Genomic DNA, 15,048 nt, shown 5'->3' with positions numbered 1-15,048 from the left:
GTTAGGCACTTTCCTGTAACGAAAACCCGTCATAAAAGGCAATTATTTCTTGTTCGACTGCCCGCCAATCAGTCATCCGGATCACTTTGCTGCGGAAAACACTGCCTCCCGGCAGCCGTTCCGAATACCAGCTCAAATGCTTGCGGGCGACACGGGTTCCCACCTCTTCGCCATATAATTCAATTAAGGCCCGATAATGCTCGAGAACAACGGCTTTCTGAGTTTCATGGTCTGGATCTGGGACGACATCATTGGTTGCCAGATAGGCGGCAACCTGCGAGACAAACCACGGCCTGCCATAGCTGCCGCGGCCAATCATCACGCCATCCGCGCCGGATTGTGCAAGCGCCTCTTTGGCATTCTCAATGGTCAAAATATCGCCGTTGGCAAAAACCGGCAGGGAAACCGCTTGCTTAACGTCTCCGATAAACCGCCAGTCAGCCTCACCTTTAAAAAATTGGCAGCGGGTCCGACCATGCACCGTTAGCATTTTGATCCCAATATCTTCCGCTATTTTTGCCAGTAACGGCGCGTTGCGACTGTCGTCATCCCAACCCGTCCGCATTTTTAGCGTGACCGGAATACTCACCGCCTCGACGGTGGCCTTCAAAATACTTGCAGCATGATCCAGATCGCGCATTAAAGAGGAGCCTGCCATGCCGGATGTTACCTTTTTGACCGGGCAACCCATATTAATGTCAATGATTTGGGCGCCGAGATCCTCATTGAGTTTCGCCGCCTCGGCCATAATCTTCGGATCGCAGCCCGCAAGCTGCACCGCCATAGGGCTGTCTTTCTTCTCAGTCTTCACCAAACGCAAGGATCTTCGGGTTTCTGCAACCATGGCCTTGCTCGCCACCATTTCGGAGAACACAAGGCCAGCTCCAAAACGCGAAACGATACGGCGAAAAGGCAAGTCCGTAATCCCGGCCATAGGCGCCAGGAAGACTGGCGTATCAATTTTGATGGATCCAAGCTGAATGATCATTTTTTATGCAATTTAGTTTCTGGCTAATATTTAGGCAACATATCTGCACATTATCGGGATAGCAATAGTTTCATTGGCATACCATCAAATTTATTGAACGTGGCGGCGTCCCGACCTATTGTCACCCCATGATAACTATCGCCCTTATTGTTGCCGCCGGACGCGGCCATCGCACCGGACTGGACCTTCCCAAGCAATATATTGATCTTGCGGGGAAACCTGTGTTGACGCGGACGGTTGACGCGTTCTTAAACCATAGCAAAATTGATCAGATTTGCGTCGTCCTGCACGCCGATGATGAACCGCTCTACAACGCCGCCATCGCGGACCGGAACCTCCTGCCCTGGGTGATCGGCGGTGATAGCCGTCAGGCATCCGTTAGAAACGGACTGGAAGCCCTGGCATCACTTAATCCAACCCGGGTTCTTATTCATGACGCCGCCCGCCCCTTTGTCAGTGCGCTATTGATTGATCGATGCGTCACGGCGCTGGATACGGCAGATGCCGTGTTGCCCGCCCTGCCCCTTACGGACACGCTCAAAACCACCGAACAGGATCATGTAACCGGCACACTGGATCGCGCCCATATCGTCGCCGCGCAGACACCGCAGTCGTTCAAATACACACCCATTCTTGCGGCCCATCGGGCCTTCGCCCATATGACGGCAACCGATGATATTGGTCTGGCGGAACTCGCCGGCATTCCCATACTCACCGTTGAAGGGGAGCCGGAAAATTTTAAAATCACCACCAAAGAGGACGTGGCAACGGCCAGGAAACGCTTGACCGATCAGCTTACCGATATCCGCACCGGTCAAGGGTTTGACGTGCATGCCTTTATTGCCGACCGAGATTTATGGCTCGGCGGCGTTAAAATTCCCCACGACCGCGGCTTGAAAGGCCATTCCGATGCTGATGTGGCGTTGCATGCGGTCACCGATGCGCTTTTGGGGGCGATTGCCGCCGGGGATATCGGCGTGCATTTTCCGCCGTCGGATGAACGCTGGCGCAATGTCGAATCCCACATATTTCTCTCCCATGCCGGTGATCTGATCGCAGAAAAAGGCGGCATGATAAGCCATATTGATCTGACGATTATCTGTGAAGAACCCAAGATCAACCCGCACCGAGCGGCCATGATCTCGCGCATCGCTGAAATTCTCGGCATCTTTGAAGATCGGGTCAGCATCAAGGGGACCACAACCGAAAAACTGGGATTTACGGGGCGCCGTGAAGGCATTGCGGCGCAGGCTATCGCCACTGTCAGGTTGCCCGAATGAAGATTTCCCCCCTCACCCGCTGGCATCCCGCCGTGATCTGGTCAACCTGGTTCTGGTCCGGATTATCACCAAAGGCCCCCGGGACCATGGGCTCCCTCGCAGCACTGCCTGTGGGGTATGTGATTTTCCTGTATTTTGGTCCGATTGTCCTTGCTGTGGCAACGGTGTTTGTGTTTTTCAGTGGATGGTGGAGCTGCCATATTTATGTGCGTGAAACCGGCACTTCCGATCCGGGAGAAGTGGTCATTGATGAAGTTGCGGGCTTGTGGATCGCCCTTTTGGTGACCGGTGGCGATTTGATTTTAACTCTGGCGGCTTTTTTATTTTTCCGGCTGTTTGATATCTGGAAACCCTGGCCTATCCGCTGGCTTGACCATCATGTCAAAGGGGCCTTTGGGGTGATGATCGATGATATTCTGGCCGGCATCTTCGCCGCCGCCGCCGTCCTGCTGCTGGCCCAGCTGGCTTTCTTCAAAATCAATTAATAGGGAATCCTGATTAATGAGCGTTTTTAATAGAGAAATCGTATCAATGTCGACGACCGTTCTGGAAAACTGCCGTAAGCGCAAATGGCTGTTGGCCACCGCAGAATCCTGTACCGGGGGATTAATTGGCGGTGCCCTCACCGAAATTGCCGGATCCAGTGATGTGTTTGATCGCGGATTTATTACCTATACCAACAAGGCAAAACACAAAGTTATCGGGGTCGATATCGATACCTTGCGAAATTTCGGCGCGGTTTCCGAAGAAGTCGCCCGAACCATGGCCGCAGGTGCCCTTAAAACCGCAGCAGTTCAAATCGCCGTTGCCGTGACCGGTATTGCCGGTCCGGGCGGTGGATCAGCGGAAAAACCAGTCGGACGGGTGCATCTGGCCGCGACAAATATTGACGGTAATACCCTCCACCGGAAAATGGATTACGGGGATATCGGCCGCTCGGAAGTGCGGATAGCGACGGTGATGACAGCGCTTGAAATGCTCAACGAGATCAGTTCGTAGCGGATGATTTTTCCGCCCCGTCCGGCAGGTCATAGAGTTCTTTCGCCCGTTTCTCAAAGGCAGAAATCATCCGAGACACGGCTTCATTGAACAACATACCAATGGTTTTTTGCAGGATGATGGAGCGGAATTCGAAATCGACAAAAAAAGTGATCTTGCATCCATCCGGGTGATCAAAAAATCCCCAATGATTGTTCAGATAACGAAACGGGCCATCCAGATATTCCACATCAATGGTCTGATTTGCCTCATCCAAGGTGACTTTTGAGGTAAATTTTTCGCGGAACAGCTTAAAACCGATAACCAAATCGGCATAAATCACATTCTCTTCTCGCTTATTGATCCGCGCACCCACGCACCAGGGCAGAAATTCGGGATATAAATCGACTGCCGCAACCAGATCAAACAACTGTTTCGGTGTGTAGGGAAGAACCCGTTCATCTGAATGTGTCGGCATACGCTTTACTTTACCTGTACTCTTGCGCGGCTTTACTTTACGCCCTCAATTTTGTCTCTGGCGGCTTTCAATTTCGCAAAATCTTCGCCCGCATGGTGACTGGATCGCGTCAAGGGTGACGCAGAAACCATAAGAAACCCTTTAGCATAGGCTTGCTTTTCCAGTACAGAAAATTCGTCCGGGGTCACAAAGCGGTCAATGGCATGATGTTTGACTGTCGGCTGCAGATACTGGCCGATGGTAATAAAATCAATATCGGCAACGCGCATATCATCCATTACCTGCATGATTTCATCTTTTTCCTCTCCCAATCCCACCATCAGGCCGGATTTGGTGAAGATCGTCGGATCCAGTTCTTTCACCCGGTCCAGCAGCCGCAAGGAATGATAATAGCGGGCACCGGGACGCACCGTCGTATAAAGTTTCGGCACGGTCTCCAGATTATGATTGAACACATCGGGTTTCGCCGCCACGACAATTTCCAACGCACCGGATTTTTTGAGAAAGTCCGGGGTCAAAATCTCAATGGTGGTTGTGGGTGCCGCCTCACGTATAGCCTTAATCACATCAGCAAAATGTTGCGCGCCGCCGTCGGCCAGATCATCCCGATCGACAGATGTGATCACAATATGGTTGAGGCCCAAGGTCTTGACGGCCGTTGCCACATTGGTGGGCTCAAACGGATCGAGGGCATTGGGTTTACCAGTAGAGACATTGCAAAAGGCGCAGGCCCGGGTACAAATTTCGCCCATGATCATCATGGTCGCATGTTTTTTCGACCAGCATTCCCCGATATTAGGACAGGATGCTTCTTCACACACCGTGGTCAGGTTCAGCCCGCGCATCAGTTCCCGCGTCTCGTTATATGTCTTGGAGACTGGCGCCTTGACGCGGATCCAGGCTGGTTTACGCTGGATCGGATTGTCCGGCCGGTTGGCTTTTTCCGGATGGCGGACACGCTGTAGCGATGTAATCTCTGTCATAATCTCTCTGCCATTCTCTCTAAGAAGCGATCTTTTGTTCCTAGTGCACAAATACGGCGATCACGATAAACCCAAAAAACGCAATTAAGATCGTTGCAATGAGCCAGTTAGGAACTTTATCGATAAAACCAAACCAATTATACTTTTTCTCCAGATAAATAAAGATCCAGAGACCAACCAAATTCACGGCAAGCAAGCCGTACATTTCCAACATACTATTCCCGCCGCATCAGGGCTAACCCCATAAGCTCAAAACATAAGCCACATATAGGCAATAGCAGCTACCCAAGTCAGACCCATGAACAGAAAACCAAACACAATGCGTTTTCCAATGGGTACTTTATCAAGCCGTTCCGCCCATTTGTTTTTTATGCCTAGACCAACATACCCTGCTATCACCAATATGCTACCTACAACTCGCGTGAAACTTGCTAACCCACCTTCATTTCCGGCAATATTCTCAATCTCTTGTGTCCAGTAATCCGGAAAAACAAATACCAAAACTAAGCAAATGAAGAGGGTATGTCCCCACATTTTCACCCAATTTGGCCATTTCTTCGCAAATCCAAACCAATTATACTTGTCCGCCAGATACCCAAATACGAGTGGGGAAAGCAATGAAAATACAAACGAAACATAGATATACAGCATTTTTCATCCATCAATTAGAGAGTATACACTCCCTACTAGAAATGGATCGCTTTGTCATACGCGTCAAGAACTGATTCATACATCATTTCCGAGAGGGTCGGATGCGGGAAGACGGTGTGCATCAGGTCAATCTCGGTGGTTTCCAGGGTTTTGGCGATGCCATATCCCTGAATAAGTTCCGTTACTTCCGTGCCGATCATATGGGCGCCCAGCATTTCGCCGGTTTTGGCATCAAAGATGGTTTTGATCATGCCGTCGGGCTCACCCAGAGCAATTGCCTTGCCATTGCCAAGAAACGGGAAGCGTCCGACTTTCAGCTCATAGCCCGCCTCTTTCGCCGCCTCTTCCGTCAAGCCAACGGACGCCACTTGCGGATGGCAATAGGTACAGCCGGGGATATTCTTCGTATTAAGCGGATGAACATCTTTTTCACCCGCGATTTTCTCCACACAAATCACCCCTTCATGGGATGCTTTATGGGCAAGCCAGGGCGGTCCTGTCAAATCACCAATGGCATAGACACCGGGCTCCGCGGTCCGTGAATATTCATCGACGTCCACATGGGTCCGATCGACCTTGATTTTTGTCCCTTCAAGGCCAATATCTTCCACATTGCCAACGATGCCGACCGCCAGAATAACCCGGTCAAACGTATCGGAGGAGGTTTTTCCCTTTTTATCCGTGAAAGTCGCCGTCACCGAGTTCGCGGATTTTTTCAGTTCGGACACCGTCGTATTTTTATGAATTTTCATACCGAGCTTTTTAAACGCTTTCTCGGCCATGGCGGAAATTTCCGCATCTTCAACGGGCAAGACCCGATCCATAACTTCAACCACCGTAACTTCTGCCCCCAAGGCATTGAAGAAACTGGCAAATTCGATGCCAATGGCGCCAGATCCGACGACCAATAATTTCTTCGGCATCACATCGGGAACCAAGGCTTCCTTATACGTCCAGATCAGTTTTCCGTCTGGCTCCAAACCCGGCAGTATCCGCGCACGGGCACCGGTTGCCAGGATAATATGCTTGGCTGTGAGGGTAGAGATAACCTTGCCGTCCTTGGAAATTTCAAGCTTACCATTGCCGGCAAGCTTGCCATGGCCATCAACAACCATCACTTTGTTTTTCTTGAGCAGATGCTGCACACCGCCCGAAAGCTGGCCTGCCACCTGACGGGAGCGCTTGACGACTTTTTCAAGATCAACGGATACACCTTCCACCTTGATGCCAAAGGACTCAGAGTGATTGATCAGTGTCAGCACATCGGCGGTGCGTAACAGAGCCTTTGTTGGAATACAGCCCCAGTTCAGGCATATACCGCCAATATGCTCCCGCTCGACGACGGCGGCTTTCAGGCCCAGCTGAGCCGCGCGAATTGCAGCCACATAACCGCCTGGACCAGAGCCAACGACCACAACATCAAAATTTGTATCGCTCATATCCCGCCCCTTACAGCATCATGGTCAAAGGTTCTTGAATGAAGCCTTTGAAATATTTAAGAAGTTCGGCGCCCATGGCACCGTCAATAACCCGGTGATCACAGGACAACGTGACACTCATGATGGTGGCGACAGCCAACGCGCCGTCCTTGACGACAGGCCGTTGCTCTCCGGCACCCACGGCCAGAATAGCGGCTTGCGGTGGATTGATCACAGCCGAGAATTCCTTGATCCCGAACATCCCGAGATTGGAGATGGAGAAACATCCGCCTTGATATTCTTCGGGCATCAATTTCCCGGCTTTGGCTTTACCTGCCAGTTCTTTCATCTCATCAGAAATACTGGCGAGACCTTTCTGGTCAGCATTGCGGATAACCGGGGTAATCAAACCCCCGTCAATGGCAACGGCAACGGAAATATCAAAATCCTTATATTGCAGGATTTTGTCCCCGCCCCAGCTGGCATTCGCCGCGGGAAGTTTTTTGAGGGCCAAGCCGGAGGCGCGGATAATGAAATCATTGACAGATATTTTATACTCGTCAGAGCGGCTATTGAGTTCTTTACGCAGGGCCATCAGATTATCCAGCTCGCATTCCACCGTCAGATAGAAATGCGGGATGGTCTGTTTGGCTTCCGACAACCGGCGGGCAATGGTCTTGCGCATGCTGGTCAGCGGAATTTCTTCATAATTACCACCGGCAGGTGGCGTTATCGCCGCCGGGGTTGCCGCGGCAACCGGTGCGGCAGCGGGCGCGGGCGCTTGTGCCCCACCTGACGCAATCGCCTGCTCCACATCCGCCTTGACGATCCGACCGCGTGGGCCTGTTCCGGCCAGTGCAGCGATATCCAAACCAGCATTACCGGCAATACGACGGGCCAGTGGGCTGGCAAAAACCCGGGTTCCGCTCGCGGCGGGTGCCGCCGTAGCAGCGGGCGTTGCAGCCGCAGCGGCAGGTGCCGCCGCTGGTACTTCTTCTACAACTGGCGTATCCGCCGTCGCAGGTGCCGACCCAACATTAAACCCATCAAGAGCAGAGGCGTCCTCGCCCTCTTCCAACATGACGGCGATCGGAGTATTCACCGCAACATTTTCGGTGCCCCCGGCAATAAGAATCTTTGCCAGGGTCCCCTCGTCTATTGCCTCCACTTCCATGGTCGCTTTATCTGTTTCGATTTCCGCCAGTACATCGCCGGAAGAAATGCTGTCGCCTTCTTTTGCCTGCCAGTTGGCCAAAGTGCCTTCGGTCATGGTTGGCGAGAGGGCGGGCATCGTAATTGTAATTGGCATGTGAGCCCCCTTGTTAAGTGCGGTAACAGACTGATTTTGCGGCGCTGATCACGTCATCCGCATGCGGCAATGCCAGCTTTTCAAGATTTGCGGCATACGGCATCGGCACATTCTTGCCCGTTATCCTTATGACCGGCGCATCCAGATAATCAAAGGCATGTTCCATGATCTGAGCCGAAATCTCGGAGCCGACACCACTTTGCGGCCAGCCTTCTTCCACCGTTATACAACGATTGGTCTTGCGGACCGAGGCCAGAACCGTTTCCATATCCATAGGGCGGATGGTCCGTAAATCGATAACCTCGGCGCTGATACCTTCGCTTGCCAGGGCCGTCGCGGCGGCAGTGGCATATTCCACACCCATACCAAAGGTGACAATTGTTACATCATCACCAGAGCGGGCAACTTTTGCCTTACCGATAGGCAAGACGAAATCATCAAGAACCGGCACATCGAAGCTTTGACCATAAAGCATCTCATTTTCCAGAAAAATCACCGGATTAGGGTTGCGAATGGCGGCTTTCAAAAGTCCCTTGGCATCGGCGGCAGAATGCGGCGCGACGACAATCAGGCCCGGGACATGGGAGTACCAGGACGCATAACATTGTGAATGTTGAGCTCCCACACGTGAGGCAGCGCCATTAGGGCCGCGAAAGACAATCGGGCTTTCCATTTGACCGCCGGACATATAGCGGGTTTTCGCCGCAGAATTTACAATCTGGTCAATGGCCTGCATGGCGAAGTTAAACGTCATAAATTCGACAATCGGTCGCAGGCCATGATACGCCGCACCGACACCGACACCGGCAAAGCCATGTTCGGTAATGGGGGTATCTATGACCCGTCGGGCGCCAAACTCGTCGAGCAATCCTTGCGTGACCTTATACGCGCCTTGATATTCGGCGACCTCCTCACCCATGACAAAGACCCGTTCATCCATGCGCATTTCTTCCGCCATGGCATCGCGAAGGGCGTCGCGAACAGTCGTCGAGACCATTTCCGTACCAGCCGGAATTTCGCCGCTGGCATCATACGCGTCATGGGTTTCCGTGGTTGTTACAACCGATATCGCCGGCGCCGGTGCACTGAGTGTTTCTGCAATTGGCGCTGCCGCGGGGGCTGCTGATGCTGTCATAGTCTCCATGCTGGCGGCATCTTCACCGTCTTCCAATAGAACGGCAATGGGCGTATTGACCGCCACATTATCAGTATCCCCGGCGATCAGGATTTTTCCGATTTTTCCTTCATCGACGGCTTCCACTTCCATGGTCGCTTTATCTGTTTCAATTTCAGCTAGCACATCACCGGAGCTGACGTCATCGCCCTCTTTTACCATCCACCGGGCCAATTTGCCTTCGGTCATGGTCGGCGAGAGTGCCGGCATTAAGATTTCTGTTGGCATTATTTACAGTCCTTTTAAACCTGTCGCGCGGCGTTAAACCACGACATCCGTATAAAGCTCTTCCGGTTGTGGTTCCGGACTATTCTGGGCAAACTCAACAGCACTGGCGACAATGGCCTTTACTTCCCGATCGACTTCCTTCAATTCATCTTCTGTGTTGATTTTATCTTCGATGATTTTCAGGCGAATTTGTTCGATGGGATCATGCTCTGCGCGTTTCTTGTTGACCTCTTCCTTGGACCGGTATTTGGCCGGGTCGGACATGGAATGACCGCGATAACGATAGGTTTTCATCTCAAGGATATACGGCCCCTTACCGGCCCGCACCCATTCCACCGCTTTGCGGCCGGCTTCGGCGACGGCTAAAACATCCATGCCATCCACTTGCTCACCGGGTACATTGAAGCTTTCGCCGCGCCGATAGAGTTGTGTTTGAGCTGAGGATCGCTTGACCGAGGTTCCCATGGCATATTCGTTATTCTCAATCACATAGACCACTGGTAAGCCCCAGAGCTCTGCCATATTGAAGCTTTCATAAACCTGGCCCTGGTTGGCCGTGCCATCGCCCATATAGCAAAGGGTGATATCATTGGTGCCTTGATATTTCTGGCTGAACGCCAATCCGGTGCCGAGCGGCACGCAGGCGCCAACAATTCCATGGCCGCCGTAAAAATTGGCTTCTTTGCTGAACATATGCATGGAGCCGCCTTTGCCCTTGGAATAGCCGCCTTCCCGACCGGTCAGTTCCGCCATAACACCTTTGGCATCCATACCGGAGGCCAGCATATGACCATGATCCCGATAAGAGGTAATCATTGCGTCATTTTCGCCAATCGCCGATTTCATTCCGACAACCACCGCTTCCTGACCAATATATAAATGGCAAAAGCCCCCGATCAGTCCCATACCGTAAAGCTGTCCGGCTTTTTCTTCAAAGCGGCGGATCAAGAGCATGTCACGATAAAATTTCTGGACGGATTCTTTCGCAAATTTGGGCGCTGATTTTCGCGCCTTTTTCTTCGCAGGGGTTGTCGATTTTTTAGACGTCTGTGTGGCTTGTCGTGCCATATCACCTCCCGTTGATTTAGGCATCCGGAAACCTTGATTTGGTCGCCGTCGCTTGTCTGACTAACTGGAATGTGGAGGATCAGGTGTTAATAAACAAGAAATATCGCTATTATTAACTGAATTACGGTTAATTACGTTAATTTGGCGTATCGTGGTAAGAAATTCTGGAACAAGTAACAGATCTGGCCTGCCGACACAAACGCCATACATTTATTGCGCTTTAGGTAATATTCGGCATCCAAGTCGACGCTCAGACGACATAAACCAAAAGAAAGAGGGTTTTAATGTTTTACTTGCGGTAGATGACAATTTCATCCGGATGAGCGAGCCCTAAAACATCCCGGGCGCGTTCTTCGAGCATATCTGTATCCAGATTCTCTGGACGGAGGAGCGAAACGCGTTTTTGCAGCGCATGTTTTTCGCCTTCTGAAACCAGGTAGACGGCTTCCGCTTTATCAATTTTATGTTGAAGCTTGAGATAGGCAAACAATCCCCGATCCCCTTCGATCAGATGATAACTGAAATAAGCCACCGCGAGGATCCCCAAAATAGGCCCCGCCCCAGCCTTCGCCCGCTTTCGAATTTCTAAACCAATACTCATTTTGTCAGTGAATCAAATCCTACAGCCTAGGTCAACGTAAATATTGGAAAAACGGCATAAACCTTTAAGGTTCAGTCGATACCTGGCATTCTATCGCTTCAAAATCCCGCGACCCGCATATTCTGCCGCGTCTCCCAACTCCTGTTCGATCCGGATAAGCTGGTTATATTTGGCCAAACGGTCTGAGCGGGACAGGCTGCCGGTTTTGATCTGGCCACAGTTAGTGGCGACAGCTAGGTCAGCGATAGTGGCATCCTCGGTTTCACCGGAGCGATGGGACATGACGGCTGTATAGCTTGCTTTATGGGCCATTTCGACGGCTTCCAGGGTTTCCGTCAGGGAGCCGATCTGATTGACTTTAACAAGGATGGAGTTGGCAACGCCTTGCTCTATGCCATCTTTCAGGCGAACCGGGTTGGTAACGAACAGATCATCGCCGACCAGTTGAACTTTGTCGCCGATTTTATCTGTCAACAACTTCCAACCCGCCCAGTCATCTTCGCTCATGCCATCTTCGATGGAGATGATCGGATAATCGCCAACAAGCGCCGCGTAGTAATCCACCATCTCGCCGGGCTCGAGAACCTTGTTCTCGCCTTTTAGATGATATTTTCCGTCAGCGAAAAATTCCGTAGAGGCGGAATCAAGCGCCAGATACATATCCTCTCCCGGTTTATAGCCCGCGACCTCAATTGATTTCATAACGAAATCAAGAGCATCGCGTGTGCTGGCGATATTTGGGGCAAAGCCGCCTTCGTCGCCGACATTTGTATTGTGCCCGGCGTTGCTGAGTTGTTGTTTCAATGTCTGGAAGACTTCCGATCCCATGCGAACCGCGTCGCTCAGGCTATCTGCCGATACTGGCATGATCATGAATTCCTGCACATCAATTGGGTTATCGGCATGTTCACCGCCATTGATGATATTCATCATGGGAACAGGCAACGTGCGGGCTGATGCACCGCCGATATACCGGTAAAGCGGCAAGCCGCAATCCTCTGCCGAGGCTTTGGCAATGGCCATGCTCACACCTAAAATAGCATTGGCGCCAAGCCGGCCTTTATTAGTCATTCCATCAAGCGCGATCATCGCCCGATCAAGGGCAATCTGATTGTCGGCATCACGACCGGAAAGAACATCAAAGATCTCGCCATTGACGTTTTCGATCGCTTTTAAAACACCCTTGCCACCATAGCGCCTTTTATCCCCGTCACGAAGCTCCACCGCTTCATGAGCACCGGTCGAGGCACCAGACGGTACAGCCGCACGCCCGAAAGCACCGGATTCCAATAGAACATCCACTTCAACCGTCGGGTTGCCCCGGCTATCAAGAATTTCACGGCCGATAATATCAACAATTGCACTCATGGGATTAAGTCCTGTTTCTCAAAGGTTTTTCGCAAGGTTATCGAATTTCTGAAGGGTGCTTAACAAAGCTTCCATTTCATCAATGGGCACCATGTTCGGGCCATCGGACGGCGCATTATCCGGATCTTGATGGGTTTCCATAAAGACCATGGAGACACCGACACTTACTGCGGCGCGCGCCAAGACAGGCACGAACTCCCGCTGGCCGCCGGAAGTGGCACCCTGCCCGCCCGGTTGTTGCACGGAATGGGTCGCATCGAAAACGATGGGACATCCCGTTTGCTCCGCCATGATTGGCAGGCCCCGCAAGTCGGATACGAGCGTGTTATAGCCGAAGCTGGTACCGCGGTCTGTCAGGAGAACCTTATTGTTACCGCTCTCGATTATTTTATTGGCAACATTTTTCATGTCCCAAGGCGCCAGGAACTGGCCCTTTTTCACATTTATAACTTTACCGGTTTTAGCCGCTGCAACCAACAGATCGGTCTGTCGGCAGAGAAACGCGGGTATCTGCAAAACATCAACCGCATCGCCCAAAGCAGCGCAATGTTCCGCCACATGGACATCGGTTAAGACGGGAATACCGAATTCGCTTCTGATCCGCTCAAACACGGGAATAGCAGCGTCCAGGCCCATTCCGCGTTCCGTGGCGATTGACGTTCTATTGGCTTTGTCAAAAGACGTTTTATAAACAAGCCCGATCCCGAGCTTTTGTGTCATTTCAACCAGCCGTCCAGCCATATCCATGGCATGGACCATACTTTCCATTTGGCAAGGCCCCGCAATAATAGCGAGCGGCAGGTCATTTCCGACTTTGATATTTCCGATCTGAACGTGGCGCATTTCTGTCATGACTATACCAACCGTGATTTTTTCAATGCGGCTTCAATAAAGCTGCTGAATAGTGGATGTGGTTCGAACGGCTTGGATTTCAATTCCGGGTGGAATTGCACGCCAATAAACCAGGGGTGATCCACAAATTCAACGATTTCCGGCAAATCACCATGAGGTGACAACCCGGAGAATTTATATCCTACTTTCTCCAACACCTCTCGATACGCGATATTTACTTCAAACCGATGCCGATGCCGCTCGTTTATGTGATCCTGCCCGTAAATCTCTCGCACCTGTGTTCCCTCTACCAAATCACATGGGTAGGATCCCAGCCGCATTGTACCGCCAAGGTCGCCATCTTCGGATCGAGTTTCGGTTTCATTGCCGCGCGTCCATTCGGTCATCAAACCGACGACATTAGGATCGTATGAGCCAAATTCAGAGGTGCCCGCATTCGGCATACCCGCCAGGTTTCGACAGCCTTCTATAACCGCCATTTGCATGCCATAGCAAATCCCGAAATAAGGAATATTGTGCTCACGAGCGTATTGCGCTGCCTTGATTTTGCCTTCCGCTCCACGTTCTCCGAAGCCGCCAGGGACAAGAATAGCATGCACAGATTCGAATTTGCTGGCCGGTGTAACTTCTTCATCGTCGAAAATCGAGGATTCCAACCACTTGATATTGACCTTCACCCGATTGGCGATGCCGCCATGAACCAGAGATTCTGTAAGCGACTTATAGGCGTCTTGAAGCTCAATATATTTACCGACAACGGCTATATTAACTTCTCCTTCCGGATTAACGACCCGGTCCATAATATCTTCCCATTTCGATAAGTCCGGTTCCGGCGCATCTTCAATATGGAAAGCTTTCAGAACTTCAACATCGAATCCTTCTTTATGGTAGGTCACGGGCACTTCATAAATGCTTCGAACATCTAGTGCCTGGATAACGGCCTCCTCGGGCACATTACAGAATAGCCCTATTTTCCGACGTTGACCCGCCGGGATAGGCTGTTCGCTCCGGCATAGCAGGATATTAGGCTGAATACCAATGGAGCGGAGTTCCTTAACGGAATGCTGCGTCGGCTTTGTTTTAAGTTCCCCTGCAGCTGCGATATACGGCACCAATGTCAGATGAACAAATATTGCGTTATCCTGCAATTCATATCCAAGTTGCCGAATGGATTCCAAAAAAGGAAGGCTTTCAATATCGCCAACGGTTCCGCCAATCTCAACCAAAACAAAATCTTCGTCGTCCAGATCTGACGTCGCAAATTCTTTGATTGCATTCGTAATGTGCGGAATGACCTGAACCGTGCCGCCCAAATAGTCGCCGCGGCGTTCTTTACGAATAACCGTCTGGTAAATACGCCCCGTGGTGACGTTATCACTCTGCTTGGAGGGAACGCCGGTGAAGCGTTCATAGTGACCGAGATCCAAATCTGTCTCGGCGCCATCGTCGGTGACATAGCACTCCCCATGTTCATATGGGTTCATCGTACCAGGATCGACGTTAATATAGGGGTCAAGTTTCCGTAGTCGTACTTTATAGCCGCGCGCTTGCAACAGGGAAGCTAATGCTGCCCCGGCAAGACCCTTGCCAAGAGAGGAAACCACACCACCGGTAATGAAAATAAACCGTGTCATGGAGTTACGTTATAACCAATTAAATCAGAGCCGTGAAG

General features: G+C 51.4%; 16 protein-coding genes. 3 read left to right on the top strand and 13 right to left on the bottom strand.

Going from position 1 to position 15,048, the window contains the following annotated elements; all coding sequences use genetic code 11:
- Nucleotide 1: 1 nt before the first annotated feature.
- On the bottom strand, nt 2-988 hold the full coding sequence (dusB, locus tag V7723_RS02410; RefSeq protein ID WP_335682824.1) for a tRNA dihydrouridine synthase DusB: 987 nt from the start codon (nt 986-988) through the stop codon (nt 2-4).
- A gap of 128 nt (nt 989-1,116) precedes the next feature.
- Here dusB and V7723_RS02405 point away from each other — a divergent pair, with 128 nt between their 5' ends.
- The 3 genes from V7723_RS02405 to V7723_RS02395 are packed head-to-tail and all read left to right on the top strand — an operon-like array spanning nt 1,117 to nt 3,267.
- Nucleotides 1,117-2,268, top strand: coding sequence for a bifunctional 2-C-methyl-D-erythritol 4-phosphate cytidylyltransferase/2-C-methyl-D-erythritol 2,4-cyclodiphosphate synthase (locus tag V7723_RS02405; RefSeq protein WP_335682823.1), 1,152 nt, complete (start codon nt 1,117-1,119; stop codon nt 2,266-2,268).
- On the top strand, nt 2,265-2,753 hold the full coding sequence (locus V7723_RS02400; RefSeq protein ID WP_335682822.1) for a phosphatidylglycerophosphatase A family protein: 489 nt from the start codon (nt 2,265-2,267) through the stop codon (nt 2,751-2,753). Before V7723_RS02405 ends, V7723_RS02400 begins: the two co-directional genes overlap by 4 nt.
- A gap of 16 nt (nt 2,754-2,769) precedes the next feature.
- Complete coding sequence (locus V7723_RS02395; protein ID WP_335682821.1) at nt 2,770-3,267, top strand: CinA family protein; 498 nt, start codon at nt 2,770-2,772, stop codon at nt 3,265-3,267.
- Here the strand turns inward: V7723_RS02395 and V7723_RS02390 are convergent.
- The 12 genes from V7723_RS02390 to V7723_RS02335 form a co-directional block, all read right to left on the bottom strand.
- The gene (locus V7723_RS02390; RefSeq protein WP_335682820.1) at nt 3,257-3,724 is read right to left on the bottom strand and encodes a type II toxin-antitoxin system RatA family toxin; all 468 of its coding nucleotides are present in this window, start codon (nt 3,722-3,724) and stop codon (nt 3,257-3,259) included. The two genes, V7723_RS02395 and V7723_RS02390, sit on opposite strands and share 11 nt — an antisense overlap.
- Before the next feature lie 32 nt (nt 3,725-3,756).
- Nucleotides 3,757-4,707 carry a lipoyl synthase gene (lipA, locus tag V7723_RS02385; RefSeq protein ID WP_335682819.1) on the bottom strand — a complete coding sequence of 317 codons (951 nt, stop codon included), beginning with the start codon at nt 4,705-4,707 and terminating at the stop codon, nt 3,757-3,759.
- Between the two features lie 40 nt (nt 4,708-4,747).
- The gene (locus V7723_RS02380; RefSeq protein WP_335682818.1) at nt 4,748-4,921 is read right to left on the bottom strand and encodes a hypothetical protein; all 174 of its coding nucleotides are present in this window, start codon (nt 4,919-4,921) and stop codon (nt 4,748-4,750) included.
- A gap of 35 nt (nt 4,922-4,956) precedes the next feature.
- Nucleotides 4,957-5,358, bottom strand: coding sequence for a hypothetical protein (locus V7723_RS02375; RefSeq protein WP_335682817.1), 402 nt, complete (start codon nt 5,356-5,358; stop codon nt 4,957-4,959).
- 35 nt (nt 5,359-5,393) lie between these two features.
- Nucleotides 5,394-6,797: a dihydrolipoyl dehydrogenase gene (gene lpdA, locus V7723_RS02370; protein WP_335682816.1), complete on the bottom strand. Its 1,404-nt coding sequence runs from the start codon at nt 6,795-6,797 to the stop codon at nt 5,394-5,396.
- 10 nt (nt 6,798-6,807) lie between these two features.
- Complete coding sequence (locus tag V7723_RS02365; protein WP_335682815.1) at nt 6,808-8,085, bottom strand: pyruvate dehydrogenase complex dihydrolipoamide acetyltransferase; 1,278 nt, start codon at nt 8,083-8,085, stop codon at nt 6,808-6,810.
- A gap of 13 nt (nt 8,086-8,098) precedes the next feature.
- Nucleotides 8,099-9,448 (bottom strand): pyruvate dehydrogenase complex E1 component subunit beta, encoded by a 1,350-nt coding sequence (locus V7723_RS02360; protein WP_443024167.1) that lies wholly within the window; start codon nt 9,446-9,448, stop codon nt 8,099-8,101.
- Nucleotides 9,449-9,520: 72 nt separating this feature from the next.
- Nucleotides 9,521-10,555: a pyruvate dehydrogenase (acetyl-transferring) E1 component subunit alpha gene (gene pdhA, locus V7723_RS02355; RefSeq protein ID WP_335682813.1), complete on the bottom strand. Its 1,035-nt coding sequence runs from the start codon at nt 10,553-10,555 to the stop codon at nt 9,521-9,523.
- Between the two features lie 289 nt (nt 10,556-10,844).
- Nucleotides 10,845-11,156 carry an FtsB family cell division protein gene (locus V7723_RS02350; protein WP_335682812.1) on the bottom strand — a complete coding sequence of 104 codons (312 nt, stop codon included), beginning with the start codon at nt 11,154-11,156 and terminating at the stop codon, nt 10,845-10,847.
- A gap of 90 nt (nt 11,157-11,246) precedes the next feature.
- Nucleotides 11,247-12,524, bottom strand: coding sequence for a phosphopyruvate hydratase (eno, locus tag V7723_RS02345; RefSeq protein ID WP_335682811.1), 1,278 nt, complete (start codon nt 12,522-12,524; stop codon nt 11,247-11,249).
- Between the two features lie 18 nt (nt 12,525-12,542).
- Nucleotides 12,543-13,376 (bottom strand): 3-deoxy-8-phosphooctulonate synthase, encoded by an 834-nt coding sequence (kdsA, locus tag V7723_RS02340; RefSeq protein WP_335682810.1) that lies wholly within the window; start codon nt 13,374-13,376, stop codon nt 12,543-12,545.
- A 2-nt stretch (nt 13,377-13,378) separates the two neighbouring features.
- Nucleotides 13,379-15,010, bottom strand: coding sequence for a CTP synthase (locus tag V7723_RS02335; protein ID WP_335682809.1), 1,632 nt, complete (start codon nt 15,008-15,010; stop codon nt 13,379-13,381).
- Nucleotides 15,011-15,048 lie beyond the last annotated feature (38 nt).

This window comes from Sneathiella sp. (assembly GCF_036960985.1).
Lineage (GTDB): Bacteria > Pseudomonadota > Alphaproteobacteria > Sneathiellales > Sneathiellaceae > Sneathiella.
Note: the sequence above shows the minus strand (reverse complement) of the source record. Positions and strands in the feature narration are given on the sequence as shown.